This window comes from Lactobacillus sp. B4007 (genome assembly GCF_026535895.1).
In the GTDB taxonomy this organism is placed as follows: domain Bacteria; phylum Bacillota; class Bacilli; order Lactobacillales; family Lactobacillaceae; genus Lactobacillus; species Lactobacillus panisapium.
The window spans coordinates 115,524-141,711 of the sequence record NZ_JAFNPA010000001.1 but is presented as its reverse complement, the minus strand read 5'-3'; the positions used below and the strand labels follow the sequence as shown (position 1 = coordinate 141,711).

28 protein-coding genes are annotated in these 26,188 nt (G+C 39.9%); 27 read left to right on the top strand and 1 reads right to left on the bottom strand.

All coding sequences use genetic code 11. From position 1 onward, the window contains the following. Window positions 1-13 precede the first annotated feature (13 nt). From J3U54_RS00750 to rpoC, 6 genes are all read left to right on the top strand, one after another. A complete protein-coding gene (locus tag J3U54_RS00750; protein WP_267384482.1) occupies window positions 14-1,387 on the top strand; it encodes a PTS ascorbate transporter subunit IIC in 1,374 nt (457 codons plus the stop codon). A gap of 42 nt (window positions 1,388-1,429) precedes the next feature. Continuing rightward, complete coding sequence (gene tkt, locus J3U54_RS00745; RefSeq protein WP_267384480.1) at window positions 1,430-3,391, top strand: transketolase; 1,962 nt, start codon at window positions 1,430-1,432, stop codon at window positions 3,389-3,391. Between the two features lie 160 nt (window positions 3,392-3,551). Next, the gene (locus tag J3U54_RS00740) at window positions 3,552-3,737 is read left to right on the top strand and encodes a hypothetical protein (RefSeq protein WP_220234748.1); all 186 of its coding nucleotides are present in this window, start codon (window positions 3,552-3,554) and stop codon (window positions 3,735-3,737) included. A 212-nt stretch (window positions 3,738-3,949) separates the two neighbouring features. Beyond that, window positions 3,950-6,457 (top strand): ATP-dependent Clp protease ATP-binding subunit, encoded by a 2,508-nt coding sequence (locus tag J3U54_RS00735; RefSeq protein ID WP_220233089.1) that lies wholly within the window; start codon window positions 3,950-3,952, stop codon window positions 6,455-6,457. A 212-nt stretch (window positions 6,458-6,669) separates the two neighbouring features. Beyond that, window positions 6,670-10,311 carry a DNA-directed RNA polymerase subunit beta gene (gene rpoB / locus J3U54_RS00730; protein WP_220232231.1) on the top strand — a complete coding sequence of 1,214 codons (3,642 nt, stop codon included), beginning with the start codon at window positions 6,670-6,672 and terminating at the stop codon, window positions 10,309-10,311. Between the two features lie 16 nt (window positions 10,312-10,327). Continuing rightward, the gene (rpoC, locus tag J3U54_RS00725; protein WP_103752369.1) at window positions 10,328-13,993 is read left to right on the top strand and encodes a DNA-directed RNA polymerase subunit beta'; all 3,666 of its coding nucleotides are present in this window, start codon (window positions 10,328-10,330) and stop codon (window positions 13,991-13,993) included. A 60-nt stretch (window positions 13,994-14,053) separates the two neighbouring features. On the opposite strand, the gene J3U54_RS00720 is transcribed toward rpoC, so the two are convergent. Next, window positions 14,054-14,746, bottom strand: a complete 693-nt coding sequence (locus J3U54_RS00720; protein WP_267384470.1) for an A24 family peptidase — start codon at window positions 14,744-14,746, stop codon at window positions 14,054-14,056. Between the two features lie 179 nt (window positions 14,747-14,925). Between J3U54_RS00720 and rpsL the strand changes: the two genes are divergently transcribed. The 21 genes from rpsL (at window position 14,926) to rplR (ending at window position 26,185) form a co-directional block, all read left to right on the top strand. Further along, window positions 14,926-15,333, top strand: coding sequence for a 30S ribosomal protein S12 (gene rpsL / locus J3U54_RS00715; RefSeq protein WP_103752371.1), 408 nt, complete (start codon window positions 14,926-14,928; stop codon window positions 15,331-15,333). Window positions 15,334-15,347: 14 nt separating this feature from the next. Next, the gene (rpsG, locus tag J3U54_RS00710; protein ID WP_103752372.1) at window positions 15,348-15,818 is read left to right on the top strand and encodes a 30S ribosomal protein S7; all 471 of its coding nucleotides are present in this window, start codon (window positions 15,348-15,350) and stop codon (window positions 15,816-15,818) included. A gap of 23 nt (window positions 15,819-15,841) precedes the next feature. After that, entirely contained in the window at window positions 15,842-17,938 is a 2,097-nt protein-coding gene (gene fusA, locus J3U54_RS00705) for an elongation factor G (RefSeq protein WP_103752373.1), read from the top strand. Window positions 17,939-18,368: 430 nt separating this feature from the next. After that, window positions 18,369-18,677, top strand: coding sequence for a 30S ribosomal protein S10 (gene rpsJ / locus J3U54_RS00700; RefSeq protein ID WP_046307586.1), 309 nt, complete (start codon window positions 18,369-18,371; stop codon window positions 18,675-18,677). A gap of 25 nt (window positions 18,678-18,702) precedes the next feature. Then, window positions 18,703-19,332, top strand: coding sequence for a 50S ribosomal protein L3 (rplC, locus tag J3U54_RS00695; RefSeq protein ID WP_103752374.1), 630 nt, complete (start codon window positions 18,703-18,705; stop codon window positions 19,330-19,332). 14 nt (window positions 19,333-19,346) lie between these two features. Next, entirely contained in the window at window positions 19,347-19,979 is a 633-nt protein-coding gene (gene rplD / locus J3U54_RS00690) for a 50S ribosomal protein L4 (RefSeq protein WP_103752375.1), read from the top strand. Further along, on the top strand, window positions 19,976-20,281 hold the full coding sequence (gene rplW / locus J3U54_RS00685; protein ID WP_103752376.1) for a 50S ribosomal protein L23: 306 nt from the start codon (window positions 19,976-19,978) through the stop codon (window positions 20,279-20,281). Before rplD ends, rplW begins: the two co-directional genes overlap by 4 nt. A 15-nt stretch (window positions 20,282-20,296) precedes the next feature. Beyond that, the gene (gene rplB, locus J3U54_RS00680; RefSeq protein WP_103752377.1) at window positions 20,297-21,133 is read left to right on the top strand and encodes a 50S ribosomal protein L2; all 837 of its coding nucleotides are present in this window, start codon (window positions 20,297-20,299) and stop codon (window positions 21,131-21,133) included. A gap of 18 nt (window positions 21,134-21,151) precedes the next feature. Beyond that, a complete protein-coding gene (rpsS, locus tag J3U54_RS00675; protein WP_103752378.1) occupies window positions 21,152-21,430 on the top strand; it encodes a 30S ribosomal protein S19 in 279 nt (92 codons plus the stop codon). A gap of 19 nt (window positions 21,431-21,449) precedes the next feature. Beyond that, window positions 21,450-21,803, top strand: a complete 354-nt coding sequence (gene rplV / locus J3U54_RS00670) for a 50S ribosomal protein L22 (protein ID WP_038523752.1) — start codon at window positions 21,450-21,452, stop codon at window positions 21,801-21,803. Window positions 21,804-21,816: 13 nt separating this feature from the next. Then, a complete protein-coding gene (gene rpsC, locus J3U54_RS00665) occupies window positions 21,817-22,488 on the top strand; it encodes a 30S ribosomal protein S3 (protein ID WP_103752379.1) in 672 nt (223 codons plus the stop codon). Then, window positions 22,488-22,928: a 50S ribosomal protein L16 gene (gene rplP, locus J3U54_RS00660; protein WP_103752380.1), complete on the top strand. Its 441-nt coding sequence runs from the start codon at window positions 22,488-22,490 to the stop codon at window positions 22,926-22,928. The genes rpsC and rplP overlap by 1 nt, the downstream gene beginning before the upstream one ends. Further along, entirely contained in the window at window positions 22,918-23,115 is a 198-nt protein-coding gene (rpmC, locus tag J3U54_RS00655) for a 50S ribosomal protein L29 (RefSeq protein ID WP_103752381.1), read from the top strand. The genes rplP and rpmC overlap by 11 nt, the downstream gene beginning before the upstream one ends. An 18-nt stretch (window positions 23,116-23,133) precedes the next feature. Beyond that, window positions 23,134-23,400 (top strand): 30S ribosomal protein S17, encoded by a 267-nt coding sequence (rpsQ, locus tag J3U54_RS00650; protein ID WP_103752382.1) that lies wholly within the window; start codon window positions 23,134-23,136, stop codon window positions 23,398-23,400. Window positions 23,401-23,432: 32 nt separating this feature from the next. Further along, window positions 23,433-23,801, top strand: coding sequence for a 50S ribosomal protein L14 (gene rplN, locus J3U54_RS00645; protein WP_034980437.1), 369 nt, complete (start codon window positions 23,433-23,435; stop codon window positions 23,799-23,801). A 17-nt stretch (window positions 23,802-23,818) separates the two neighbouring features. Next, on the top strand, window positions 23,819-24,070 hold the full coding sequence (gene rplX, locus J3U54_RS00640) for a 50S ribosomal protein L24 (protein WP_046307564.1): 252 nt from the start codon (window positions 23,819-23,821) through the stop codon (window positions 24,068-24,070). Window positions 24,071-24,084: 14 nt separating this feature from the next. After that, window positions 24,085-24,627 (top strand): 50S ribosomal protein L5, encoded by a 543-nt coding sequence (rplE, locus tag J3U54_RS00635; protein ID WP_103752383.1) that lies wholly within the window; start codon window positions 24,085-24,087, stop codon window positions 24,625-24,627. A 12-nt stretch (window positions 24,628-24,639) separates the two neighbouring features. Continuing rightward, the gene (locus J3U54_RS00630; protein WP_103752384.1) at window positions 24,640-24,825 is read left to right on the top strand and encodes a type Z 30S ribosomal protein S14; all 186 of its coding nucleotides are present in this window, start codon (window positions 24,640-24,642) and stop codon (window positions 24,823-24,825) included. Between the two features lie 22 nt (window positions 24,826-24,847). Further along, window positions 24,848-25,246: a 30S ribosomal protein S8 gene (rpsH, locus tag J3U54_RS00625; RefSeq protein ID WP_090092302.1), complete on the top strand. Its 399-nt coding sequence runs from the start codon at window positions 24,848-24,850 to the stop codon at window positions 25,244-25,246. Window positions 25,247-25,270: 24 nt separating this feature from the next. Beyond that, entirely contained in the window at window positions 25,271-25,801 is a 531-nt protein-coding gene (gene rplF / locus J3U54_RS00620; protein ID WP_103752385.1) for a 50S ribosomal protein L6, read from the top strand. A 24-nt stretch (window positions 25,802-25,825) separates the two neighbouring features. Then, window positions 25,826-26,185 (top strand): 50S ribosomal protein L18, encoded by a 360-nt coding sequence (gene rplR, locus J3U54_RS00615; RefSeq protein WP_103752386.1) that lies wholly within the window; start codon window positions 25,826-25,828, stop codon window positions 26,183-26,185. Window positions 26,186-26,188: the final 3 nt, after the last annotated feature.

Below are 26,188 nucleotides of genomic sequence, written 5' to 3'. Positions count from 1 at the left end.
ATGGGGTATTTTTATGAATGGAATTTTGAATCTGTTTGAAAGTATTGCAACTACTCCAGCTTTATTGGTTGGTCTAATTGCAATGATTGGATTGCTTCTTCAGAAAAAAAGCGCAACAGAAACAGTTCAAGGCACTATCAAAACTTTTGCTGGTTTTTTAATTTTAACTGGTGGCTCGACTATTTTAAGTAATGCATTGGTACCATTTGCTAAAATGTTTAAATTTGCGTTGGGCGTTCAAGGGGTTGTTCCAAGTAACGAAGCCGTTGTTGCAATTGCGTTAGTTAAGTACGGTTCAATAACTGCACTAATAATGCTTGTTGGCATGATCGTTAATGTGTTACTAGCAAGATTTACGAAATTTAAATATATCTTTTTGACAGGACAAGCAATGCTCTACGTATCCTGTTTAACGGCAGTAATCTTATTAAGTGCAGGGATGAAAGATGACTGGAAAACAATCGTGCTTGGCGGCATTTTTGAAGGAACACTTCTTACTATAACCCCAGCACTTTGTCAGCCTTTTATGCGCGAGATAACTCACTCTGATAATTTGGCGATGGGACATACTGGTAATATCGGATATGCAATTGCTGGCTATGTTGGTAAATGGTCTGGAAATAAAAAACATAGCACTGAAGATATTAAAATTCCTAAAGCTCTAGGATTTTTAAGGGATTCTACGGTTTCAATTACCATTGTAATGTCGATTGTATACATAATTTTAGCAATTATTGCTGGACCACATTTTGTTGAAACGAAGCTAAGTAACGGTACTAATTCTATTATTTTTGCTATTGTTCAAGCCGGAACTTTTGCGGCAGGTTTTGCAGTTGTTTTACAAGGCGTGCGGATGATTTTAGCCGAAATAGTGCCAGCATTCCAAGGAATTGCTAAAAAGGTAGTACCAAATTCAAAACCAGCACTTGATGTACCAATTATTTTTCCATTTGCTCCTAACGCTGTCCTTTTAGGATTTTTCGTTAGCTTTATAGTAGGAACTATTAGTATGTTTGTTATGGTTGCAATGCATACGGTTGTTATCATACCAGGAGTCGTAGGTCATTTCTTCTGTGGCGCGGCAGCAGCGATTTATGGCAATTCAAAAGGTGGTCGTCGGGGCGCAATTATTGGAGCGATAGTTAACAGTTTGCTAATTAGTTGGTTGCCGCTCTACATTTTACCGGTTTTGGGAAATCTGAAGATGGCTGCTTCGACTTTTGCAGACACTGATTATTTAATCCCAGGTATCTTACTAGGTAACTTAGGTCATTTTGGCGCAACTATTGTTGCTTGCGGCATTATCGGATTCTTAATAGTTGTAATTCTTTGCAGCTTTTTAATGAAACCTGGAAAAAGCCAAGAAGTTCAAAAGGCTGAAAACTAGTTTGATTAAACATAAATTCAAATTGAAATGAGGAGTTAAATTATGAATAATGAAGAGATGCAAGCGGTTAATGCTTTACGTTTCTTAAGTACTGATATGATTCAGCGAGCAAATAGCGGACACCCCGGAGTAGCGATTGATGCATCCCCGATGGCATACGGATTATGGGAAAAAGTAATGAATTTTAACCCAGAAAAGCCCAATTGGATAAATCGAGACCGATTTATCCTTTCAGCAGGTCATGGCTCGGCTCTTTTATACAGCTTACTTTACTTTAATCATTTTGGACTCACAGTCACTGATCTAAAAAGCTTCCGCCAATTGGATTCTAAAACGCCAGGACATCCTGAAAAAGGCTATCCCAGTGGAGTAGATGCGACAACAGGTCCTTTAGCGCAGGGACTTGCAATGGCTGTAGGTATGGCAATGGCTGAAAAGCACTTAGCTGCTCTTTATAATAAACCTGGATTTAACATCATTGATCATTATACATACACAATTATTGGTGACGGTGACTTAATGGAAGGCTTAAGCGAAGAAGCCATAAGCTTGGCTGGTAGCAAAGGGCTATCGAAGTTAATTGTGCTTTATGATTCAAATAATGTTTCACTTGATGGTCCTTTAAATTTGAGTACTAATGAAAATGTTAAAGAACGTGTTGAGGCGGCTTCGTGGGACTACTATCAAGTTGAAGATGGGGATACTGATGTCAACGCAATTGTGAGAGCAATTCGTCTTGCTCAAAAAACCGCAAAACCTTCTTTAATTGAAGTTAAAACCACCATTGGCTATGGGAGTCCACAAGCAGGTACAAGTGCTGTCCATGGGGCTGCCTTAGGGCAGGAAAACATTTCGAAAATGCGTGAGTTTTTCAATTGGACATCTGAACCATTTAAATTTCCTAAAAAAGTTTATGACTATTTTGACCAAGCTGTTGCAAGCAAAAAGCAAAATTATGATCAATGGCTTAACACCTTTAGACAATACTCTGCTAAGTACCCAGATAAGGTGAAGCAATTAAAGTCTGCTACTCTCAAAGTGGAGGATTTGGTTTCTAATTATCGCAATGGGGATTTAGTTTCTACTAGGGTGGCTAGTCATGATATCATGCAGCAAATTGCCCATGAAAATCCCACATTTTGGGGAGGAGCGGCCGACTTATCATCTTCAAATAAAACCTTCTTGGAAAAAGCTGGTAATTTTACCAAGACAGATCCAGCTGGTTGCAATGTTTTCTTTGGCGTACGTGAATTTGGCATGGGTTCTGCAATTAATGGGATGAATCTCCATGGGGGAAATAGAGCATTCTGTTCAACCTTTTTAGTATTTACTGATTATCTTCGTTCAGCAATTCGTTTGGCTGCCCTAATGAATTTGCCGTCAATCTTTATTGGTTCGCATGACTCAATTGCGGTCGGAGAAGATGGCCCAACGCATGAACCAATTGAGCACCTGACCTCGTATCGCGCAATGCCTAATTTAAACGTTATTCGACCTGCTGATGCTAATGAAACTCTTGCCGCATGGCAATTAATTGGTAAAACGACTAATCGTCCAACTTTATTAGTTACATCGCGTCAAGCACTACCAGTTTTGAAAGAAACTAAGAATGCTCCCGTAGAAAAAGGTGCATATATCGTTTCAGATTCGGTTAAACCAAATCCAGATGGAATTATCTTGGCGGCTGGCTCGGAAGTTAGCCTTGCTTTGAAAGCTAAAGCACTCCTAGAAAAAGCGGGAAAAGATGTCCGTGTGGTTTCCATGCCAGCAATGAATTTATTTAACGAGCAGCCGGTTAGCTACCAAGAAGAAATTTTACCGGCAAAGGTAACGAAACGTCTGGCTGTAGAGATGGGTGCAAGCATGAGCTGGTACCAATATGTCGGAACAAAGGGTAAAGTGATGGGAGTTGATACTTTTGGTAAAAGCGGCAAAGGTGATGAGGTTATCAAATCATTTGGCTTTACACCTAAAAATGTTGCACAGCAGTTCAATACATTGTAATGTTTAGCATTTTACTAATTGACCAATAACCTGCTTTTGTATAGTGGCGGTTAAGCTAGGATTGAAGCTTGCGCATTTGGCTTGTAACCGGAAGCGGAAATAATTATAATCTGAATAAAAATAAAAGGTGATTCTTAAAGCGAGTAAAGGAGCATTAGCAATGGAAAATTATATCTGGGCAGGCCTTGTGAACGGGGTTTTTGCTTTTGGTTATAGCTTATTAATTGATCAGCGCGTTACTTTTCCCAATGCTGCCATACGTCACATTTGTATGTTAGCGGCTGGTGTTTCCTTTTGCTTGCTGACACAATTTCTGCTAGATTACTTTAATCCACCTAAAAAATAATTTTCTGAAGAATAAGTTAGCGATAGCGAACTTATTCTTTTCTTTTATCTTAAATTCAATTAGAATGTAAATTCGCATCAAAAGTTAGTCTCTGCTATAATGAGAGCAATGTTTTTAAGTACAAAACGATTAACAAGCTTGGATCAAATTATTTTACATTTTTGCAAAAAAGTTTATAGTGTATACACGTCATTTTTAAAGGTGGTGCTATGATGAAAAAATCTTATACTAGAAGTGCAAATCAAGTCTTAGAAATTGCACGTGAACAAGCACAAAGTTTTCATCATCGCTTGATTGGTACTGAACACGTACTGCTTGCGATGGTAATTGAATCTGATGGCGAAGCAGGCAAGAACTTGCGCGCTTGGGGTGCAACGCCAACAGCTATCCGTGAAGAAATTGAGCGTTATACTGGTTATGGTTCAGCTGGCAAAACCACTTACATGGAAATGTCACCGCGTTTAAGTATGGTATTGGCTTATGCCGGTACATTGGCTGAGCGAGAAGGCTCTTCGAAGATTAAGACCTGCCATATTTTGCTTGGACTAGTTCTTAATGATCAAATTCTAGCGTCGACCATTCTGCGTAATTTAAATATCGATTTGAGTGGCTTGCGCAATGATCTTTTCCATAGCTTAGGTGCAGACTACGATAGTATTGAGGATAATGATCAGCCCGATAACGGTAATGGCTGGTCCAACTTTAACGGCCCCGAACTGAATAGTCAATCTAATTCCAACAGTAGTACGCCTACCCTGGATCAAGTTTCAGTTAACCTGAATGAGCGAGCTGAAAACGGGGAAATTGACCCGGTAATTGGTCGTGACCGTGAAGTTGCTCGGGTAATTGAAATTTTATCTCGTCGTAATAAAAATAATCCTGTGTTAATTGGCGAACCTGGTGTGGGAAAGACAGCTGTGGCTGAAGCGATTGCTACAGCAATTGTGAACAAAAAAGTACCACACGACTTGATGGATAAGCAGGTTGTTTCTCTTGATTTGGGTGGTCTTGTTGCCGGTACAAAATACCGGGGCGAATTCGAAGACCGAATGAAGAAAATCATTAAAGAAATCACTGAAGATGGTACGATTATTCTTTTTGTCGATGAAATGCACACATTAATTGGTGCAGGTGGTGCAGAGGGCTCAATTGATGCAGCCAATATCTTAAAACCATCATTGGCACGTGGTGATATTCAAATGATTGGTGCAACAACCTTTGATGAGTATCAAAAATACGTTGAAAAAGATCAGGCTTTAGCTAGACGTTTCCAGATCGTACGGTTGAATGAACCTTCAAGAACTGAAACTAAGGCGATTTTGTCAGGATTAAAGCCGAAGTATGAAAAGTTCCACCACGTCAAGATTACCGATTCCGCAATTGAAAATGCAATTGATTTATCAAGTCGTTACATTTCCAACCGTTATTTACCAGATAAGGCAATCGACTTAATTGATGAGGCTAGTGCCGCAGTTAAAATTAAGTCAGGTAAGGGTTCAAACAATCAATTAATCCAGATTAATGAACAAATTAAAAAGGTCATTGAGCAGAAAAATGAAGCTGCCGTTAACCAAAACTTCGTTAAGGCGGCTCAATTGCAGGATCGGCAAAATAGTTTACAATTGCGCCAAGATCAGCTCTCTAATCGTCTAGATCAAGCTACTAGTAAAAAATCGACGGTTCAGCCAGAAGATGTTGCTAAAGTAGTTTCTAATTGGACGGGAGTACCTGTCACGCAGATGAACCGTGATGAAACTAAGCATTTAGCTAATCTGGAAAGCGATTTGCATAAGCGGATTATTGGCCAAGATAAAGCAGTATCAGCTGTTAGTCGTGCAGTCCGTCGTAGTCGCAGCGGCATTAAGGATGAAAATCGACCAATTGGTTCCTTCCTATTCTTAGGACCAACGGGAGTTGGTAAAACGGAACTAGCTAAGGCAATTGCTGCTTCTATTTTTGGCTCAGAGAACAATTTGATCAGAATTGATATGTCTGAATACATGGACCAAATTGCTAATAGTAAGTTGATTGGTTCTGCCCCGGGTTATGTTGGCTATGATGAAGGTGGCCAATTATCTGAACAGGTCAGACGTCATCCTTATTCCGTTGTTTTATTGGATGAAGTTGAAAAAGCGCACCCAGATGTTTTCAATTTGCTATTGCAAGTTCTTGATGACGGTTTCCTGACTGATTCTAAGGGACGCAAGGTTGATTTTAAGAACACAATTGTGATTATGACCTCTAACCTTGGCTCACGGTCTCTGTTTGAAACTAAGGAAGTTGGCTTTACGGCTGATAATTCAAGTCAAATTGAAATGCGAAAAGATCGTGTACGGCAGGCTCTAAAACAGTTCTTCCGTCCAGAATTTTTGAACCGAATTGATGAAACAATTATTTTTGATGAACTCGATCAAAAACAGCTTCGTCAAATTGTTACCTTGTTGACCCGCAAGTTAATTAACCGGTTAAATAAACAAGGTGTTCAATTAAAAATTTCCCGTGCCGCTTTAGATAAGATTGCTAAAGACGGTTACAATCCTGAGATGGGGGCACGGCCACTTCGCAGAGCTATTCAAAAGGATATTGAAGACGAAATAGCTTCAATGCTAATCAAGGGCGACCTTAAAGAAGGCGACTTGCTCAAAATTGGTTGTAATCATAATAAATTAAAGTTTGACATTGTTAAGGCAAATGACAAAAGTCTTGTTGGCTCTAAGTAAAATTGATTGACAAGTCTATTAAAATTTGCTATATTTATGCGTGATTAAAAAGGCTGATTTTCAGGATTTTGCTGATATATTGTCCAGCAGAATAATAAAGGACAAAAACGACTACAGTTGTTTTTGTCTTTTTTATGCTTAAAAATCCCGCTTTTTGAAATTGTAACCAAAATGTAATATTAGCTTTCTCTGACAGAAAGGATGTTTTCTCCTTGTTAAATGGACACGTAGTGAATTTTGGTCAACATCGTACAAGACGTAGTTTCTCTCGTATTAAAGAAGTATTGAAACTACCTAACTTGACTGATGTCCAAACTGAATCATACAAATGGTTTTTGGATGAAGGTATTAAGGAAGTCTTCGACGACATTATGCCAATTAGTGACTTTTCAGGTAAGCTTTCGCTTGAATACGTAGGCTATAAACTGCAAAAGCCAAAGTATACTGTTGATGAGGCACGTGATCATGATGCAACTTATGCTGCACCAATGCATGTAACCTTAAAGTTGACTAACCAAAAAACCGGTGAAATTAAGACCCAGGATGTTTTCTTCGGCGATTTACCATTAATGACCGAATCCGGTTCATTTATTATCAATGGTGCCGAAAGAGTTATTGTTTCGCAATTAGTTAGATCACCAAGTGTCTACTACTCAGGTGACTATGATAAGAATGGTCGGCAAATCTTTGGGACCACAGTTATTCCTAACCGTGGAGCATGGCTTGAATACGAAACTGACGCTAAAAATGTGTCATATGTTCGTGTTGACCGTACCCGTAAGTTGCCTTTGACTGTTTTAATTAGAGCATTAGGAATCGGCTCTGATGGTGAAATCACTGACATTTTCGGTGATAGTGACACATTACAATTTACTTTAGATAAAGATGTGCACAAGAATCCAGCTGATTCCCGCGTTGCCGAGGCGTTGAAGGATATTTACGAACGTCTGCGTCCAGGTGAACCAAAGACAACCGATTCTTCACGTTCGCTACTTTACGCTCGTTTCTTTGATCCACGCCGCTACGACTTAGCACCTGTTGGTCGTTACAAGGTTAATAAGAAGTTATCATTAAAGAATCGTCTTTTCGGTCAAACTTTAGCTGAAACTCTAGCTGATCCAGATACTGGTGAAATCATTGCTAAAAAGGGTACTGTTGTTACTCATGAAGTAATGGACGGTTTGGAAAAGTACCTTGACCGTGATGACTTCAAGATGGTTACTTATGAACCTTCTAAAGAAGGTGTCTTGCCAGATCCAATTAACGTGCAAGAAATTAAGGTTTACTCAAAGGTTAACCCAGAACGTGTTGTTAAGTTAATTTCTAATGGTCATATTGCTAAGGATGTTAAGTACTTAACTCCAGCTGATGTTTTGGCATCAATTAACTACTTCTTCTTATTACAAGATGAAATTGGTAATACTGATGATATTGACCACTTGGGTAACCGTCGTATTCGTCGTGTTGGTGAATTATTGCAAAATCAATTTAGAATTGGTTTAGCAAGAATGGAACGTGTTGTTCGTGAAAGAATGTCAATTCAGGATCCTTCAACAGTTACACCACAGCAATTGATCAATATTCGGCCAATTGTCGCCAGCATCAAAGAATTTTTCGGGTCATCACAACTGTCACAGTTTATGGACCAGCACAACCCGCTTGGCGAATTAACGCATAAGCGTCGTATGTCTGCTTTAGGGCCTGGTGGTTTGACTCGTGACCGTGCTGGATACGAAGTCCGGGATGTTCACTATACTCAATATGGTCGTTTGTGCCCAATTGAAACACCAGAAGGACCAAACATTGGGTTGATCAACTCGCTTGCAACATACGCAATTATTAACAAGTACGGTTTTATCGAAACACCTTACCGGCGCGTTTCATGGAAGACACACAAGGTTACCGATAAAATTGACTACTTAACTGCTGATGTTGAGGATAACTACATTATTGCCGGTGCTAACACTAAGTTAAATCCTGATGGTTCATTCAAGGATGACTTAATTTTGGCAAGACACAAGGAAGATAACGTCGAAGTTAGTCCAGATAAGATTGATTACATGGACGTTATTCCTAAGCAAGTTGTTTCTGTTGCATCTGCATGTATTCCATTCTTGGAAAACGATGACTCTAACCGTGCATTGATGGGCGCCAACCAGCAACGTCAGGCAGCGCCTTTAATTAATCCACACAGTTCACTTGTTGGTACTGGTATGGAATATCGTGCCGCTCACGATTCTGGTGCAGCTATTGTTGCTAAAGCTGCTGGTACAGTTGAATATGTTGACGCTAACACAGTTAGAATTAGACGTGATGACAGTACTTTAGACAAGTACACTCTTGAAAAGTACCGTCGTTCAAACAATTCTAAGTCATACAACCAAACACCAAACGTTAAGTTGGGTGATCGAGTTGAAGAAGGCGAAGTAATTGTCAATGGTCCAACAATGGATCACGGAGAACTTGCTTTGGGACAAAACCCAGTTATTGCCTTCATGACTTGGAACATGTACAACTACGAAGATGCCATCATGTTATCAGAACGTCTGGTTAAAGATGATGTCTATACTTCAATTAGTATTGAGGATTATGAATCTGAAGCACGTGACACTAAGCTTGGACCTGAAGAAATTACTCGCGAATTACCAAATGTTGGTGAGGATGCTTTAAAGGATCTCGATGGTCAAGGAATTGTTCGCATTGGTGCTGAAGTTCATGATGGCGATATTTTAGTTGGTAAGGTTACTCCAAAAGGGGTAACTGAATTATCAGCAGAAGAAAGATTGCTACACGCCATTTTTGGTGAAAAAGCACGTGAAGTTCGTGATACTTCACTTCGTGTACCTCATGGTGGTGGCGGAATTGTTCGCGATGTCAAGGTTTATACGCGTGAAAATGGTGATGAACTTTCACCAGGTGTAAACACCTTAGTTCGCGTTTACATTGCCCAAAAGAGAAAGATCCAAGTCGGAGACAAGATGTCTGGTCGTCACGGTAACAAGGGTACGGTTGCTGCTGTTGTTCCTGAAGAAGACATGCCATACTTACCAGATGGTACTCCAGTTGATATTTGTTTGAACCCAATGGGTGTTCCTTCACGTATGAACATTGGACAGCTGTTAGAACTGCACTTAGGTCGAGCAGCTAATAGTCTTGGTATTCACGTTGCTACTCCTGTATTTGATGGAGCCAGCGAAGATGATGTTTGGGATACTGTCCACAAGGCTGGTATCGATAAAGATGGTAAAACTGTTCTTTATGACGGTCGGACTGGTGAACCATTCCATAACCGTGTATCTGTCGGAATCATGCACTACTTGAAGCTGACTCACATGGTTGATGATAAGATTCACGCTCGTTCAATTGGGCCTTACTCATTAGTTACGCAACAACCTCTTGGTGGTAAAGCACAATTTGGTGGTCAGCGTTTCGGTGAAATGGAAGTTTGGGCACTTGAAGCTTATGGTGCTGCTTATACTTTGCAAGAAATTTTGACTTACAAGTCCGATGATGTTGTTGGACGTGTTAAGGCTTATGAGGCAATTGTTAAGGGCGATAGAATTCCTAAGCCAGGTGTGCCAGAGTCATTCCGCGTTTTAGTCAAGGAATTGCAATCATTAGGACTAGATATTCGTGTTCTTGACATGGACCACAAGGAAATTGAATTGCGCGACATGGATGATGATTCAAATGAACATTTGAATATTGATACTTTGTCGAAGATGGCCGAAGAACAACAAAAGAAGAAGTTAGCCGAAGAAACCACAAAATCTGAAGATGAAGAAACTGAGGAATCAACACCGGTTGATACTCCTGTGGATGAATCTGATGACGATAATAAGATTTCTAAATAAGTAGGGGGTTAAACTTTTGATCGACGTAAATAAATTTGAAAGCATGCAAATTGGTCTTGCTTCGCCAAACAAAATTCGGAGCTGGTCGTATGGTGAAGTTAAGAAGCCAGAAACGATTAACTACCGTACTTTAAAGCCAGAAAAGGATGGTCTGTTTGACGAAAGAATCTTTGGACCAACCAAGGATTGGGCCTGTGCATGTGGCAAATACAAGGGTGTAAGATACCGCGGAATCGTTTGTGATCGCTGTGGGGTCGAAGTTACTTCCTCTAAAGTTAGACGGGAACGGATGGGTCACATTGAGTTGGCCGCTCCAGTTACTCATATTTGGTACTTTAAGGGTATTCCATCACGGATGGGATTAATTCTTGATATGTCACCAAGATTGCTGGAAGAAGTTATCTACTTTGCAGCATATATCGTGATTGATCCAGGTGATACAGACCTTGAATTTAAACAATTGCTGACGGAAGCTGAATACCGTGAACAAAAAGCTAAGTTTGGTAGTCGCTTTGAAGCCAAAATGGGTGCCGAAGCAATCCGTGACTTATTGCGCAAGGTTGACCTTGAAAAAGAAGTTAAAGATTTAAAGAAAGAATTGGAAACTGCTACAGGTCAAAAACGGACTCGTGCAATCAGAAGATTAGATATCTTGGATGCGTTTAAAGATTCTGGCAATAAGCCTGAATGGATGGTGATTGACGCTGTTCCAGTCATCCCACCAGACTTGCGTCCAATGGTACAACTTGAAGGTGGCCGTTTTGCCACTTCAGACTTAAACGACTTGTACCGTCGGGTTATTAACCGTAATAACCGTTTGAAGAGATTACTTGACCTGAATGCGCCAAACATTATCGTTCAAAACGAAAAGCGGATGTTGCAAGAAGCAGTCGACGCTTTAATTGATAACGGTCGTCGTGGTCGTTCAGTTGTTGGACCTGGTAACCGTCCACTTAAGTCACTTTCACACATGCTTAAGGGTAAGCAAGGACGTTTCCGTCAAAACTTGCTTGGTAAGCGTGTTGACTACTCTGGTCGTTCGGTTATCGATGTTTCACCAAAATTGAAGTTCTATCAATGTGGTGTTCCTCGTCCAATGGCACTAGAATTATTCAAGCCATTTGTTATGCATGAATTGGTTAAACGCAAGATTGCTTCTAACATTAAGAGCGCTAAGCGTAAGATTGATCGTGAAGACGATGATGTCTGGGATGTACTTGAAGATGTAATTAAGGAAAGAACGGTTTTACTAAACCGTGCGCCAACATTACACCGTTTGAGTATCCAAGCCTTTGAACCAGTTTTAGTTCCTGGTAAATCAATTCGTTTGCACCCACTTGCCTGTGAAGCTTACAACGCTGACTTCGATGGTGACCAGATGGCCATTCACGTACCTTTGTCAGATGAAGCTGTTGCAGAATCACGCTTGTTAATGCTTGCAGCTCATCATATTCTTGCTCCAAAAGATGGTAAGCCAATCGTTACTCCTTCTCAGGATATCGTTTTAGGTAACTACTGGTTGACTCAAGCTGAAAAGGGTCGTGAAGGTGAAGGAATGATCTTTAATTCACCTGACGAAGCAACTGTTGCATACAATAATGGTGATATTCACTATCACTCAATTATTGGAATGTCTGCGGACTCAATGCCAAAGAAGGCATGGCCTAAAGGTTATGAACACGGCATTTTCATTACTACCTATGGTCGTGTGATTTTCAACCAAATCTTCCCAGAAGATTACTTCTACGTTAACGAGCCAACTGAAGAGAACCTGAATAATCCACTAGCTGCTAAGTACTTCTTAGAGCCAGGTGAGGATATTCATGAAAAAATCGATAATGTTGCTGGTGATTTAATTGCTACGCCATTTAAGAAATCATTCTTATCTGACTCAATTGCCACAATTTACAAGTACTACAAGGTTCAAAGAACTTCAGAATACCTTGATGACTTGAAGACACTTGGTTACACAAGTTCAACTACTTCTGGTATTACAATCGGAATGACCGATGTTCCAGAAATTGATGACAAGGATGAAAAGGTAGCTAAGGCCCACAAGCAAGTTGACGTCGTTTCTAAGCAGTTTAGACGTGGTTTAATTACTGAGCAAGAACGTCACGATCGAGTAATTAGTATTTGGAATGAGTGTAAGGACCAGGTTCAAAATGAGATTGCACAGATCTATGATCCACGTAATCCTATTACAATCATGGCTGACTCCGGTGCTCGTGGTAATATTTCTAACTTTACTCAGCTTGCCGGAATGCGTGGTTTGATGGCCACTCCTAACGGTGGTTTGTTCGAAATTCCAGTTACTTCAAACTTCAAGGAAGGTTTGTCAGTTCTAGAATTATTCATGTCCACTCACGGTGCACGTAAGGGAATGACTGATACGGCCTTGAAGACTGCTCAGTCAGGTTACTTAACTCGTCGTTTGGTTGATGTTGCTCAAGATGTTATTATCCGTGAAGATGACTGTGGCACTGATCGTGGTATCAATGTTCACTCAATCATGGAAGGTGACGAATTAATTGAGCCATTATACGATCGTTTACTTGGTCGGTTCACTGCTGAAACTGTTAAGGATCCACAAACCGGTGAGGCGATTGTTGGACCAAACGTAATGCTTGATGAAAATCTGTCACATAAAATTTGTGATGCCGGTGTTACAGACGTGAAGATTCGGTCAATTTTAACTTGTGATACCCCTCATGGTGTTTGCCGTAAATGTTATGGTATGAACCTGGCTACGGGTGAAGAAGTTGAAGTTGGTGAAGCAGTTGGTACTGTTGCCGCTCAATCCATTGGTGAACCTGGTACGCAGCTTACTTTACGTACTTTCCACAACGGTGGGGTTGCCGGTGCTGAAGATATTACTCAGGGTCTTCCTCGTGTGCAAGAATTGTTTGAAGCTCGTAATCCTAAGGGTCGTGCTGTTATTTCTGAAGTTGATGGTGTTATTGACTCAATCCAAGAAAACCCAGCAGAGCACACACGGGAAATTACTGTTAAGGGTAAGATCGATACTAGAAGCTACAGTGTTCCTTATACTGCTTCAGTTGCAGTCAGTGAAGGTGATGAAGTTCGCCGTGGTAACAAGCTGACTCTTGGTTCAATCGATCCTAAGGAATTAATTCAAGTAACTGATACGTTGACAACCGAAGAATACATCTTGGTTGAAGTACAAAAGGCTTACCGGATGCAGGGTGTTGACATTTCAGATAAGCACGTTGAGGTCTTAACTAGACAAATGTTGCAAAAAGTTCGTGTTCTTGATCCTGGTGAGACTAACTTGCTTCCAGGTGAAATCATGGATATTGGCGAATTCAAGGAACGCAACACTTCAGTAATTATTTCAGGTGGAATCCCTGCAACTGCTCAAAGTGTAATTCTTGGTATTACCAAGGCTGCCCTTGAAACTAATAGTTTCTTGTCAGCTGCTTCATTCCAGGAAACTACTCGTGTGCTGACTGATGCTTCAATCAGAGGCAAGAACGATCCACTTCTTGGTTTGAAAGAAAATGTTATCATCGGTAAGATTATTCCAGCCGGTACTGGTCTTCCAATTTACCGTGATATGGAACCTGAAGCTGATGTGAAGAAGCCTAAGTCTGTTTACTCAATAGCTGATATTGAGAAAAAGATGAAGGAAGCTGATCAAGCTGGGGAACCACAAGGATAAGTAAAATTTATTAATAAAAATAGCTTTTCTACTAATTAAAGTAGGAAAGCTATTTTTTTGCTATTGCAGAAGTAATTGAATGATTAGTCCAACAAAAATATACGGTACAAAGGCAATTTGCTTTTGCAATGACCAAGTTTTTCTTTTTAGAAAGAATTGAAAGAGAAGTAGAAAAGAGCCAAAAAGAAAAACCAGGTTAGCAAAGTGAGGGGTAAAGAAAAAGGCTAAAATTAAGTAGATAATTAAATCACCCGAACCCAACTTCTTTTGCATAGTATAAAAAAACAAGACTAGCAAAATGGGAATTAGTTCAATTAAGTCGTCTAATTGCAACTTAAAGAGATGCTTGAACCTAAGTAGTGTTAATAAAAGCGCGGGAAAAATCATTGCTAGGTGAAATTCTAGCCTGTCATAATCGCTGATTGCGGCCAATAGTAAACAAAAAATGACAATCGCAGTGGCAATTCCGGTCATCTGACTAAAATCAATCTTAAGATATGCTAAACCACCCAAAAATTCGATTAACGGTAATTTAATTGGAATACTGCGCTGGCAGTAGCGACATTTTCCGTGTAAAAAACAATAGGACAAAATTGGCAACTCGTCCATCAAAGTAAGTTTAGTTAAACAGAAATCACAGCGAGAACGTCCCCAAATGAAGTCACCAGTATCAAAGCGGTCGCAAACAACACAGGCGTGGGATGCTAAGCAGGTCCCAATTAAAAAGTTAGTAAGTTGATAAATCCAAGCCATTTTTTACCTCCCATAATTAGTTACGCTAAAAATAAAAAAACTTTTTTGCCAAAATAATTTTGCTTTTTGGTAAAAAGGGAGTACAATGTCAATTGTGCATTTTGAAGATAGATTCAGGACTAAAAAAGAAACTCCTGGATGTGTGAACAAGATAATCAAATTTTAGGAGGAACAATTTAATGCCAACCATTAACCAATTGGTAAGAAAAGGCCGTCACTCAAAGACGACTAAATCAAAATCACCAGCCTTAAGCTACGGCTACAACAGTATGAAGAAAGAATTAGTATCAAACCCAGCACCACAAATGCGTGGAGTTGCAACTCGTGTTGGTACTATGACTCCAAAGAAGCCAAACTCAGCTTTACGTAAGTATGCTCGTGTTCGTCTTTCAAACTTAATTGAAGTTACTGCTTATATTCCAGGTGAAGGCCACAACTTACAAGAACACTCCGTTGTTTTAATTCGTGGTGGTCGTGTAAAGGACCTTCCTGGTGTACGTTACCACATCATCCGTGGTGCACTTGATACTGCCGGTGTTGACGGCAGAAAGCAAGGCCGTTCTAAGTACGGTGCCAAGAAAGATTAAGGAGGAGTTAAATAATGCCTAGAAAAGGACACGTAACTAAAAGAGATATTTTAGCGGATCCAGTTTACAATTCAAAGCTTGTTACTAAGTTGATCAACCACTTGATGCTTGATGGTAAGAGAGCTAAGGCATCTTCAATCCTTTATGATGCTTTTGACATCGTGAAAGAAAAGACTGGTAAGGAACCACTTGAAGTCTTTGAAGAAGCTATGAACAACATTATGCCAGTTTTGGAAGTTAGAGCTCGCCGTATCGGTGGTTCAAACTACCAAATTCCAGTTGAAGTTCGTCCAGAAAGAAGAACTACTTTGGGCTTAAGATGGCTTGTTTCATATGCTCGTTTACGTAATGAGCACACAATGGATGAGCGTTTAGCTAACGAAATCATTGATGCTTCTAACAACACTGGTTCAGCAGTTAAGAAGCGTGAAGATGTACATCGTATGGCTGAAGCTAACCGTGCATTTGCTCACTATCGTTTCTAATTTTTTAAGGAGAGAAATAATTTATGGCTAATAAGCGTGAATTTCCATTAGAAAAAACACGTAATATTGGTATCATGGCCCACATTGATGCGGGTAAGACTACCACTACTGAGCGTATTCTTTACTATACTGGTAAGATTCATAAAATCGGTGAAACCCACGAGGGTGACTCACAGATGGACTGGATGGACGAAGAAAAAGAACGTGGTATTACCATTACGTCAGCTGCTACTACAGCTCAATGGAATGACTACAGAATTAACATCATTGATACACCAGGACACGTTGACTTCACAATCGAAGTTGAACGTTCACTCCGTGTTCTTGATGGTGCCGTAACTGTTCTTGATGCTCAAGCAGGTGTAGAGCCACAGACTGAAAATGTTTGGCGCCAAGCTGAAACTTACGGTGTTCCTCGAATTGTTTTTGTTAACAAGATGGACAAGATTGGTGCAGATTTTGATAAGTCTGTTAAATCTTTACATGAACGTTTAAACGCCAATGCTTTAGCTGTTCAAATGCCAATTGGTTCTGCTGATACCTTTGAAGGTGTTATCGACTTGATCAACATGGTTGCCGATGTTTACGATGAAGACAAACTTGGTTCAAAATGGGACACTATTCCAGTTCCTGACGAATACAAGGAAGAAGCAGAAAAGCGTCGTAACGACTTAATTGAACAAGTTGCAGACGTTGACGATGACATCATGGAAAAATACCTAAACGGTGATGAAATTTCCATTGATGAATTAAAAGCTGCTATCCGTAAAGCAACTTTGGAATTGAAGGCATTCCCAGTATTTGCTGGTTCAGCTTTCAAGAACAAGGGTGTTCAAATGATGCTTGATGGTGTTGTTGATTACCTACCATCACCATTAGATGTTAAGCCTTATGTTGCTCATGATCCTAAGTCTGGCGAAGAAGTTGAATTGATTGCCGGTGACGACAAGCCATTCTCAGCTCTAGCATTTAAGATCGCAACTGACCCATTCGTTGGTCGTTTAACTTATATCCGTGTTTACACTGGTTCTCTTGAATCAGGTTCATACGTATTGAATGCTTCTAAGAACAGTCGTGAACGTGTTGGTCGTTTGCTTCAAATGCACGCTAACTCAAGAAGCGAAATTTCAGAAGTATTTTCAGGTGATATCGCTGGTGCGATTGGTTTGAAGAACACTACAACTGGTGACTCATTAACTGATCCAGATCATCCATTAATTTTGGAAAGTTTGGAAGTTCCAGACCCAGTTATTCAAGTTTCAATCGAGCCAGAATCAAAGGCTGACCGTGACAAACTTGATGTTGCTTTGCAGAAGTTAACTGAAGAAGACCCAACTTTCAGAGCTGAAACTAATGCTGAAACTGGTCAAACTTTGATTTCCGGAATGGGTGAATTACACCTTCAAATCATGGTTGAACGTATGAAACGTGAATTCCACGTTGAAGCTAAGATCGGTGAACCACAAGTTGCTTACCGTGAAACCTTCACTAAACCTGCTAAGGCACAAGGTAAATTTGTTCGTCAATCAGGTGGTAAGGGTCAATACGGTGACGTTTGGATTGAATTCACACCAAACGAAAGAGGTAAAGGTTACGAATTTGAAGATGCCATCGTCGGTGGTGTTGTTCCTCGTGAATTTATCCCTTCAGTAGATGCTGGTTTGCAAGAATCAATGAAGAACGGTATCCTTGCTGGCTACCCATTGATCGATGTTAAGGCTAAGCTTTATGATGGTAGTTACCACGAAGTCGACTCTTCAGAAGCTGCCTTCAAGGTTGCTGCTTCACTTGCTTTGAGAAATGCAGCTCCTAAGGCTGGTGCTGTTATTCTTGAACCAATTATGAAGGTACAAGTTATCACACCTGAAGAATACTTGGGTGATGTAATGGGTTCAATTACCGCTCGTCGTGGTACAATGGACAACATGGTTGACCGTTCAGGTGCTAAGGTCTTGAACTCAATGGTTCCACTTGCTGAAATGTTTGGTTACGCAACTACTTTGCGTTCATCAACACAGGGACGTGGTACTTTCACAATGGTATTTGACCACTATGAAGCAACTCCTAAGTCAATTCAAGAAGAAATTATTAAGAGCCGTGGCGGCAACAACGCTGACTAGTTTTTAATAACTGATAATAAAAATTAACAACAATTTTAATCGAGCTATTGGTAAATCCGATAGCTCTTTTTTTATTTAAAAATGAGTCTATTAGCGACCATAAAAATTTAAGAACGGCATTGCTCAAATTCTAGGCAAAAAAATTTACAAAATATATTTGGTAGAGTAAATTTTTATTTTGCTATTGCTTGTTTTCAGAAAATCATGAAAAAATTAAAGAAAAAGTCCTAAAACCCTTGATATTTAGGCTTAAAGTAAGTATACTAGTTTTTGTGCGCTTAGGGCATAGTATGCTCTATTGCACATATTTGTTGTAAAGCGTTGATGCAAAAGGTTGCGGCACACCAGGCTGCATTGCCACAGAGGTGGCGCCGGGAATTTTTGCGGAAGCTAGTCATCTTTTAAAAGAAGACGTTGAGGAGGTAATTCAATGGCAAGTCAATCAATTCGTATCAGACTTAAGTCTTACGAACATGGTATTCTCGATGAATCGGCTGCTAAAATTGTAGAAACAGCTAAGAGAACTGGTGCTGAAATTTCAGGTCCAGTTCCTCTACCAACAGAACGGGTATTATTCACTGTTCTTCGTTCACCACACAAGAACAAGGACTCACGTGAGCAGTTTGAAATGCGTACGCACAAGCGTTTAATCGATATTTTAAGCCCTACACCTAAAACTGTTGATTCTTTAATGAAGCTTGATCTACCAAGCGGCGTTGACATCGAAATCAAATTATAATTTTTAAAGAGAAAGAGGTGTAATCATGACCAAAGGAATCTTAGGAAGAAAAGTCGGTATGACTCAAGTCTTCACCAAAGATGGCATCCTTGTTCCTGTAACTGTTGTCGAAGCAACTCCTAACGTTGTTATGCAAGTTAAGACTGTTGAATCAGACGGTTACGAAGCAGTTCAATTGGGATACCAAGACAAGCGTGAAGTTTTGAGCAACAAACCAGAAAAAGGTCATGCTGCAAAAGCAAAGACTTCGCCTAAGCGCTTCATACGTGAAATCCGCGGAGTTGAGCTTAAGGACTACGAAGTCGGCTCAGAAGTTACTGTGGACACATTTAAGGAAGGTGACGTCGTAGACGTTACTGGTACTACAAGAGGTCATGGATACCAAGGTAACATTAAGCGTTGGGGCCAATCACGTGGACCTGAAACTCACGGATCAAGATACCACAGAGTTCCTGGTTCAATGGGTTCCATCATTAACCGTGTACCAAAGGGCAAGCGTTTGCCAGGTCACATGGGTATGAAGAAAGTTACCATTGAAAACCTAGTAATTGAAAAGGTTGTAGCTGACAAGAACGTATTACTTATCAAAGGTAATGTTCCAGGTGCTAAGAACTCATTAATTACTGTTAAATCTGCTGTTAAGAATAATAAATAGGAAGGAGGACTAGAATGGCTAATTTAAAAGTTATCGATCAAAAAGGTAAAGATGCTGGTGAAGTTACTTTAAAAGATGAAGTATTTGGTATTGAACCAAACGAGAGCGTTGTTTTCGATGCAATCATCAGACAAAGAGCTGGCAAGCGTCAAGGTACCTCAAAGGTTAAAAATAGATCTGCTGTTCGTGGTGGTGGTAAGAAGCCTTGGAAGCAAAAGGGTACAGGACGTGCTCGTCAAGGTTCAATCAGATCACCTCAATGGCGCGGCGGTGGTGTAGTCTTTGGACCAACTCCACGTTCTTACGCATACTCAATGCCAAGAAAGCAACGTCGTTTGGCTATCAAGTCAGTTCTTTCCCAAAAATTGATTGATCAAGATTTAATCGTTTTAGACCAGTTGACATTGTCAGCTCCTAAGACTAAAGAATTTAAGTCAATATTAGACAGCTTAAATATTGAAGGTAAAGTACTTGTTGTTTCAGAAGACAAGAATGTACAACTTTCAGCAAGAAACTTGCCAAAAGTTAAGGTTATTACAATTAACGGCTTAAACGTTGAAGATGTAGTAAATTACGACAAGTTAATCTTGACTAAAGACGCTATTGAGAAGATTGAAGAGAATGTTGAGGGGGCTTCGAAGAAATGAGTGCACATGATATCATTTTAAGACCTATCATTACTGAAAAGTCAACGAACTTAATGGATGATAAGAAGTACACTTTCAACGTGCTTTTAACTGCAACCAAGACTCAAGTTCGTAACGCTGTTGAAGAAATCTTTGATGTCAAAGTTAAGAAAGTTAATATCATGAATGTTCGTGGTAAAGACAAGCGTGTTGGCCGTTACACTGGTAAAACAGCTCGTAGCCGTAAAGCAATTGTCACTTTAACTGATGATTCAAACGACATTAAGATTTTCAAAGACGAAAATCAAGAAGAAAATAAGTAATAGGAGGTCAGTCAATTGGCTATTAAGATTTATAAGCCAACCACAAATGGTCGCCGTAATATGACTTCTTCCGACTTTGCTGAGATTACTAAGAGCAAGCCAGAACGTACCTTGCTTGAATCACAATCACACACTGCAGGTCGTAACTCATATGGTCATATTACAAGTAGACACCGTGGTGGTGGTCATAAGCAAAAGTACCGTATCATCGATTTCAAGCGTAACAAGGACAATGCAAAAGCTGTTGTTAAGGCTATCGAATACGATCCAAACAGAACTGCTAACATTGCACTTCTTCACTACACTGATGGTATCAAAGCTTACATTTTAGCTCCTAAAGGATTAAAAGTTGGCGATGTAGTTGAATCTGGTCCTAATGCAGACATTAAGCCAGGTAATGCTTTACCATTAAAGAACATTCCTACTGGTACTTCAATTCACAACATTGAATTAAGACCTGGTAAGGGTGGACAACTTGTCAGAAGTGCTGGTGCCAATGCTCAAGTTTTGGGTAGTGACGGTAAGTACACTTTAGTTAGACTTCAAAGTGGCGAAGTTCGTAAGATCTTGTCAACTTGTCGTGCAACTATTGGTGTTGTTGGTAACGAACAACACTCATTGATTCAATTAGGTAAGGCTGGCCGTAGCCGCTGGTTAGGCAGACGTCCACAATCACGTGGTTCTGTAATGAACCCTAACGATCACCCACATGGTGGTGGTGAAGGTAAGGCTCCAGTTGGTCGTCCACAACCTATGACTCCTTGGGGTAAGAAAGCTCGCGGTATCAAGACTAGAAATAGTAAGAGAGCTAGCGAGAAGTTAATTATTCGTCACCGTAAGGGTAACAAGTAATAGAAGGAGGGTTAATTAATGAGCCGTAGTATTAAAAAAGGGCCTTTTGCAGACGCATCTTTGCTAAAGAAAGTTGATGCACAAGCAGACACAGAGAAAAAACAGGTTATTAAAACCTGGTCACGTCGTTCAACTATTTTCCCTTCCTTCGTTGGTTTGACTATAGCTGTTTACGATGGTAGAAAACATGTTCCAGTTTACATTACTGAAGACATGGTTGGTCACAAGTTAGGTGAATTTGTTCCAACAAGAACTTTCCATGGACACAAGACATCTGACGATAAGGCAACTAAATAGAGGAAGGAGAAACACTTAAATGGCAGAACAAATTAGTTCAGCTAGGGCTGAAGCAAGAACTGTTCGTATTGCTCCAAGAAAAGCACGTTTAGTCGTTGACTTAATTCGCGGTAAAGACGTTGCAGAAGCATTGGCAATCTTGCAATTTACGCCTAGAGCTGCTTCCCCAATCGTTGAAAAAGTTTTACGCTCAGCAATCGCTAACGCGGAACACAACTACGATCTCGAAAGTGCTAACCTTTACGTATCAGAAGCATACGTAAACGAAGGTGCAACTTTAAAGAGATTTAGACCACGTGCCAAAGGTATGGCTTCTCCAATTAACAAGAGAACAAGTCATGTAGTTGTAGTAGTTTCAGAAAAGAACGATTAAGGGAGGTATATTAATGGGTCAGAAAATTAACCCAAATGGTTTTCGTCTCGGCGTAATTCGTGACTGGGAATCTAAATGGTATGCTGACAGAGGATACAAAGAAACCTTAAATGAAGACCTGAAGATCAGAAAATTCATTTCTAAGAAATTAAAGGATGCCTCTGTTTCTACTGTTGAAATTGAACGTGCAGCAAACAGAATCAACGTATCAATTAATACTTCAAAACCAGGTATGGTAATTGGTAAAGGTGGTTCTGAAGTTGAAGCTTTAAGAAAAGAATTAAATGCTTTGACTAACAAGCAAGTTCACGTTAACATTGTCGAAATTAAGAAACCAGATCTTGATGCTAAATTAGTAGCAGATAGTATTGCAAGTCAACTTGAAGCTCGTATTGCTTTTAGACGTGCAATGCGCCAAGCTACTCAAAGAACTATGCGTGCTGGTGCTAAAGGAATCAGAGTTCAAACTTCTGGTCGTTTAAACGGTGCTGACATGGCAAGAAGAGAATGGCATACTGAAGGTCGTGTTCCATTACAAACTTTAAGAGCTGACATTGACTATGCTTGGGTAAATGCCTTCACTACTTATGGTGAAATTGGTGTTCAAGTATGGATCAACCGTGGTGAAGTCTTACCTTCAAAGAGTAAGAAACCTGAAAAAGCTGTGAAGGGAGGAAACAAATAATGCCTCTAGTACCAAAAAGGGTAAAGCACCGTCGTGAATTCCGTGGTAAGATGCGTGGTGCTGCTAAGGGTGGCAAAACCATTGCCTTTGGTGAATATGGTTTACAAGCTCTTGAATCACACTGGATTACTAACCAACAAATCGAAGCTGCTCGTGTTGCGATGACTCGTTACATGAAGCGTGGTGGTAAAGTTTGGATTAGAATTTTCCCTCAAAAGTCATACACTGCTAAAGGTGTTGGTGTACGTATGGGTTCTGGTAAAGGTGCACCAGCCGGCTGGGTAGCTGTTGTTAAGAGAGAAAAGATTATGTTTGAAATTGGTGGCGTTAGCGAAGCAACTGCTCGTGAAGCTTTAAGACTTGCTTCAACTAAGTTACCAATTAAATGTAAGTTTGTGACTAAAAGTTCGGAAGTAGGTGGCAATTCTAATGAAGGCTAAAGATATCAGAGCACTAACCACTGATCAGATGTTGGACAAGGAAAAGCAATACAAAGAAGAACTCTTTAATTTGCGTTTTCAACAAGCAACGGGTCAATTAGAAAATACCGCTCGCCTAAGCAAAGTCCGCAAGAACATCGCTAGAATTAAAACAATTCTAAGTGAAGATGCATTGAAGAAAGATTAGTGGAAGGGAGTTATTAACTTGAGCGAATCAATCGAAAGAAATCGTCGTCACGTATATCAAGGTCGAGTAATTTCTGATAAGAATGACAAAACTATCACTGTTGTTGTTGATACTTACAAGAATCACCCTGTTTACAAGAAGCGTATCAAATATTCTAAGAAATATTACGCACAAGACGAAAAAAATGAAGCTAAAGTTGGCGATACTGTTCGTATCATGGAAACCCGTCCATTATCTCGTACAAAGCGCTTCCGTTTAGTAAAAATTGTCAAGAAATCTGTATAGTTTTGCGGATTTAGTGAGGGGAGGATTAAATAGTGATTCAAAATGAATCCCGTTTGAAGGTTGCTGATAACTCAGGTGCCAGAGAACTATTAGTTATTAGAGTCTTAGGTGGTTCAAGACGTAAGACTGGTAACATTGGTGACATCGTGGTTGCAACTGTTAAACAAGCAACACCAGGTGGCGTTGTCAAAAAAGGTGACGTTGTCAAAGCTGTCATTGTTAGAACAAAATCAGGCGCACGTCGTGAAGATGGTTCATACATCAAGTTTGATGAAAATGCCGGCGTAGTAATTAATGCAGATAAGAGCCCACGTGGTACTCGTATCTTTGGGCCTGTTGCACGTGAGCTGCGTGAGCACGACTTTATGAAGATCGTCTCTCTTGCTCCTGAAGTCTTATAATTAAGTGAGGTGCACTGATGTTTGTTAAAACTGGTGACAAAGTAAAAGTTATTGCCGGAAAAGACAAAGGTAAAGAAGGTACTGTTCTTTCTGTTAACGTTAAGAAAAACCGTGTGGTTGTTAAGGGCGTTAACACAATTAAGAAACACCAAAAGCCTTCGCAAACTAATGCAAATGGTGGTGTAGTTGAATCAGAAGGTTCAATTCACGCATCAAACGTAAAAGTTATTGCTAAGTCTGAAAGCAAAAAAGAAGAAACTAAGAAATAGGAAGGAGGACACAAATGGCAAATTATTTAGCTGAAGAATATAAAGAAAAAATTGTTCCTGCATTGCAAGAAAAGTTTGAATACAGCTCAGTTATGCAAGTACCTAAGATCGAAAAGATCGTTTTGAACATGGGTGTTGGTGACGCAGTTACTAACGCAAAGAACTTGGATGAAGCAGTCGAAGAATTAACTTTGATCTCAGGTCAAAAGCCTTTAGTAACAAAGGCTAAGAAATCAATCGCTAACTTCCGTTTACGTGAAGGTATGTCTATCGGTGCTAAGGTAACACTTAGAGGAGACAGAATGTATGATTTCTTGTACAAGTTAATTAGTGTTTCGCTTCCTCGGGTTCGTGACTTCCGCGGTGTTTCAAGCCGTTCATTCGATGGTCGTGGTAACTACACTTTAGGTATTAAGGAACAACTTATTTTCCCAGAAATTGACTTTGATAAGGTTAATCGGACAAGAGGTTTAGATGTTGTTATCGTTACTACTGCCAACACTGATGAAGAAGCTCGTGAGCTTTTAAGTCAATTTGGTATGCCGTTTGCAAAATAATGGAGGACACTAATGGCTAAAACATCACAAATAATTAGAAATCATCGTCCTGCTAAATTCTCTTCACGTGAATATACTCGTTGCGAGAGATGTGGTCGTCCACACTCCGTTTACCGTAAGTTTGGTTTATGCCGTATTTGCTTGAAGGATTTAGCTCACAAAGGTCAAATCCCAGGTCTTAAAAAGGCTAGTTGGTAATACGGTTAGGAGGATAGCATAAATGGTCATGACAGATCCGATCGCAGATTACTTGACTAGAATTAGAAATGCCAATATGGCAAAGCATAGTTCAGTTGAAATTCCTGCATCAAACATTAAAAAATCTATTTCAGAAATTTTGAAACGCGAAGGTTTCATCCGTGATTACGAAGTTACTGATGACAACAAACAGGGCATTATCAAGATTTTCTTGAAATATGGTCCAGACGGAGAACGTGTCATTTCAGGCTTAAAGCGTATTTCTAAGCCAGGTCTTAGAAATTACGTTAGTGCTGAAAACTTACCTAAAGTTCTTAATGGTTTAGGTATCGCCATCGTTTCAACTTCTGCTGGTGTAATTACCGATAAAGAAGCTAGACAAAAAGACGTCGGCGGCGAAGTTATCGCTTACGTTTGGTAATTCTGACAGAAAGGAGAACAATCAATGAGCCGTATTGGTTTAAAAACAATTGAAGTCCCAGATAGTGTCACAGTTACCAAGGATGGTGACAACATCACCGTTAAGGGACCAAAGGGTGAATTAACTAGATACTTCGATCCAAAGATTACTTTCAAGCAAGAAGATGGCAAGATTAACTTTTCACGTTCAAGTGAAAGTGATAAAGCACTTCACGGTACTGAAAGAGCTAACTTAGCATCAATGGTTGAAGGTGTAGTTAATGGCTACAAGAAGACTTTGAAGTTAATCGGTGTTGGTTACCGTGCAACAGCACAAGGCAACAAATTAACATTAAATGTTGGTTACTCACACCCAGTTGAAATGACTGCACCAGAAGGTGTTTCCGTAAAAGCTACTTCAGCAACTGATATTGAAGTAGAAGGGATTTCTAAGCAAAATGTTGGACAATTTGCTGCTGAAATCCGCGATGTACGTCCACCAGAGCCTTACAAGGGTAAAGGTATTCGTTACACTGACGAATATGTACGTCGTAAGGAAGGTAAGACAGGTAAGTAATAAATAAATTTTTGAGGTGAAATTGTGATTTCAAAACCAGATAAAAATAAGTTACGCTTAAAGCGTCACAAACGTATTCGTGGCAAGATTTCTGGTACTGCTGAGCGCCCACGCTTAAGCGTTTTCCGTTCAAACAAAAACATCTACGCTCAATTAATTGATGACGTAGCGGGTGTAACGCTAGCAAGTGCCTCAACTTTGGATGATTCCGTAGCTAAGGATTCAACTAAGGTAGAACAAGCTCAAGCTGTAGGTAAGGCAATTGCCGAAGCAGCTAAAGCTAAGAACATTTCAAATGTTGTGTTCGATAGAAGTGGTTACCTATACCACGGCCGTATTTCAGCTTTGGCAGATGCCGCTCGTGAAAACGGATTAGATTTCTAGGGA